Annotated in this window: 3 protein-coding genes and 1 pseudogene; 1 reads left to right on the forward strand and 3 read right to left on the reverse strand. The window is 74.5% G+C overall.

The genetic code is table 11. From position 1 onward, the window contains the following. The 3 genes from G9H71_RS22170 to G9H71_RS22180 form a co-directional block, all read right to left on the reverse strand. A partial coding sequence (locus G9H71_RS22170; protein WP_166284932.1) for a diguanylate cyclase domain-containing protein occupies window positions 1-914 on the reverse strand: 914 nt, incomplete at its 3' end. 89 nt (window positions 915-1,003) lie between these two features. Then, window positions 1,004-1,522 (reverse strand): 2'-5' RNA ligase family protein, encoded by a 519-nt coding sequence (locus tag G9H71_RS22175; RefSeq protein WP_166284933.1) that lies wholly within the window; start codon window positions 1,520-1,522, stop codon window positions 1,004-1,006. A gap of 31 nt (window positions 1,523-1,553) precedes the next feature. Further along, window positions 1,554-1,769, reverse strand: a complete 216-nt coding sequence (locus tag G9H71_RS22180; protein ID WP_166284934.1) for a hypothetical protein — start codon at window positions 1,767-1,769, stop codon at window positions 1,554-1,556. A 184-nt stretch (window positions 1,770-1,953) separates the two neighbouring features. Here G9H71_RS22180 and G9H71_RS22185 point away from each other — a divergent pair. Next, window positions 1,954-2,528: pseudogene (locus tag G9H71_RS22185) on the forward strand (hypothetical protein); the annotation flags it as partial.

Genomic DNA, 2,528 nt, shown 5'->3' on the forward strand with positions numbered 1-2,528 from the left:
AGCCCGGGGGCGAGCTGGGCCGGGGCGGAGAGGTTCTCCAGGATGCGCTCGGCGACCACCGTCGCCTCGTCCTTGTTGCGCAGCTCGCCGAGCAGGACGACGAACTCGTCGCCGCCGAGCCGGCCCACCGCGTCGTTGGGGCGCACGCTCGCCTTGAGCCGCTCGGCCGCGCACCGGATGAGCTGGTCGCCGGCGCCGTGGCCGTACGTGTCGTTGACCGACTTGAGCCGGTCCAGGTCCACGAAGAGCACGGCCACCGGGTGCCCGGCGCGGGCCGGGATCCGCGCCAGCGCGTCGCCGACGGCCTCGAGGAACACGCTGCGCACGAGCAGGCCCGTGAGCGGGTCGAAGTGGGCCCGCGCCGACAGCTGGTCGCGGGCGTCGCGCAGGGCGGCGTTGAGCTGCTGCAGCTCCCACGCGCGGGCGACCAGGTCGCTCTCGGCGTCCGCCGCCGCCGCGGCCGTGCCATCGGTGTCCGCGCGCTGGTTGAGCACGAAGTCGGTGACGTCCAGGACACGGTGCAGGATGAGCGCGGTCTCGCCGCGGTCGTTGAGCACCGGCAGGTTGGTCGGGCTCCAGAACCGCTCGACGAACCGGCCGGGGACGGTCGACGGGATGTCGAACTTCTGCAGCTCCAGCGTGTGCGGCCGCCCGGTGTCCCGCACCCGCTCGAGCGAGGCGCGCAGGTGGCGCGCGCCCTCGGACTCGGGGTCGGCGGGGTTGGCGGGGAACGCCGCGAAGAAGTAGCGCCCGATGAGCTCCTCGGGGCGCCGGTTCGTCATCCGCAGGTACGCCGGGTTGGCGTCGAGGATGGTGAAGTCGGCGTCGAGGATCAGGCACGGCGTCGTCGTGACGTGAAAGATGCCGGCGTAGTCGATGGGTGGAGCGACGGTGCCCCACTGGGCGATGCTCACGAACTGCCTCCGCGCCACAGCCGTAACGGAACGTCCAGTTTAGATAGCCGGTCCGTAACCGTGATACACGTGGCGATCGGGTGAATCGTTCAGCCGAGCGGGACGACCGTGCGTGTCGCGGTGTCGTAGGACCGTGCCGCCGCCGTCGTCCCCTCGGCCGGCCGCAGCCCGTCCAGCGCGTCCAGCGCGGCGGCCCGCTCCTGCGGCTCGAGGCGCGAGGCGAGCGTCACGTGCGGGGTCCAGCGCCCGGGCAGGTGCTGCGGGCTGGGAGCCGGGGCGTACGCCGCCAGTGCCTGCGCGACCCCGGCGTGCAGGTCGACCAGGGCCGGCGACGGCGTGACCAGCCAGGCGAGGGTCCGCCGGCGGCCGCCGAACACGACCAGCCCGTCGAGCCGCAGGCGTACGGGAAGCCGGCGCAGCGCCCGGCCCAGCTCGGCCTCGCCGCCCGCGACCAGCTCGTTGGCGACGCCGAGCGTCAGGTGCGGCCGGTTGGTCTCGTGGGGGTGCAGCGCCTGGCTCGGGAGCCCGGCCGCCTCGAGCACGCCCCAGACCCGGCGTACCTCCGCGTCGAGGGCCTCGTCCAGGAGGAGCTCGACCGTTCGCGCCACGAGGAGATCTTCTCAGCCGCGCCCGGGCCCGTCAGGCCGGGTCCGCCGTCTCGTCGCCCACGAGCTCCTTGTAGTGCTCCACCTCGTCCGGAGTCGGGTCGACGCCCACGGACTCGGCGTAGTCCTCGGCCACCTCGGGGTCGTGCTCCGGGTTGGTCCCGGGGCTGATGCCCGAGGTGTCCGGCCCGAGGTCGAGCAGGCTCTCGCTGAGCGGGTCGGCAGGGGGGCGCTCGTCCGGCGTGGTCATGGTCGCTGCTCTGCCCGGGTTGCGGGGGTGTGACACGTGGGGTGCGGGGGTCGGCCGGCATCCGGGTCCCAGGGTCGTGATCGTGGCCCTGGGACCCGGATGATCACTGTGGACGGCGGGCTAGGAGTCCACAGATGCGTCGGCGAGGGCCTGCGGCGGCCGGCTGTGCCGCGAGGGTCGGCGCATGGAGACCGACGACGACCTCGCCGACCTGCTGGCGCGCCGCGACGACGTGCTCCGCTGGCGGGAAGCCGCGGCGCGGCTGGGCCCCTCCGCGGTGAAGTGGCGGTTGAAGAGCGGCCGGTGGCAGCGCGGCGCGCCCGGCGTGCTCGTCGCCCACTCCGGCCCGCTCAGCCCGCGGCAGGAGCTCTGGGTCGACGTGCTGTCCGCGGAGACGGGCGCGGTGCTCGCGGGGCTGACGGCTGCGACGATCGACGGGCTGCGCGGCTTCGACGACGATCGCCGCTACGTGCTCGTGCCCGACGGCAAGCACGGGCGGCCGCGTCGTCCCGGCCTCGTGGTCCACTCCTCCACTCTGCTCGGGCCGGAGCACGTGCATCCGGCGGCCACGCCCCCGCGGACCCGGCTGCCGCGCTCGCTCGTCGACGCCGGTTCGTGGGCGCGCTCGGACAGGCACGCGACGGCCATCCTGCTCGCGGGGGTGCAACAACGGCTCGTACGCGCCAGCGACCTCGCGTCAGTCCTGGCCCTGCGGTCCAACCTGCCGCGGCGCGCGCCCATGGGCTCGGCAGTCGCCGA

Origin of the sequence: Motilibacter deserti (assembly GCF_011250635.1) — a bacterium.
GTDB lineage: Bacteria > Actinomycetota > Actinomycetes > Motilibacterales > Motilibacteraceae > Motilibacter_A > Motilibacter_A deserti.

What these genes read in the sequence shown, in the direction of transcription:
- G9H71_RS22180 (WP_166284934.1), bottom strand. Translation starts at nt 1,769, where the DNA reads ATGACCACGCCGGACGAGCGCCCCCCTGCCGACCCGCTCAGCGAGAGC.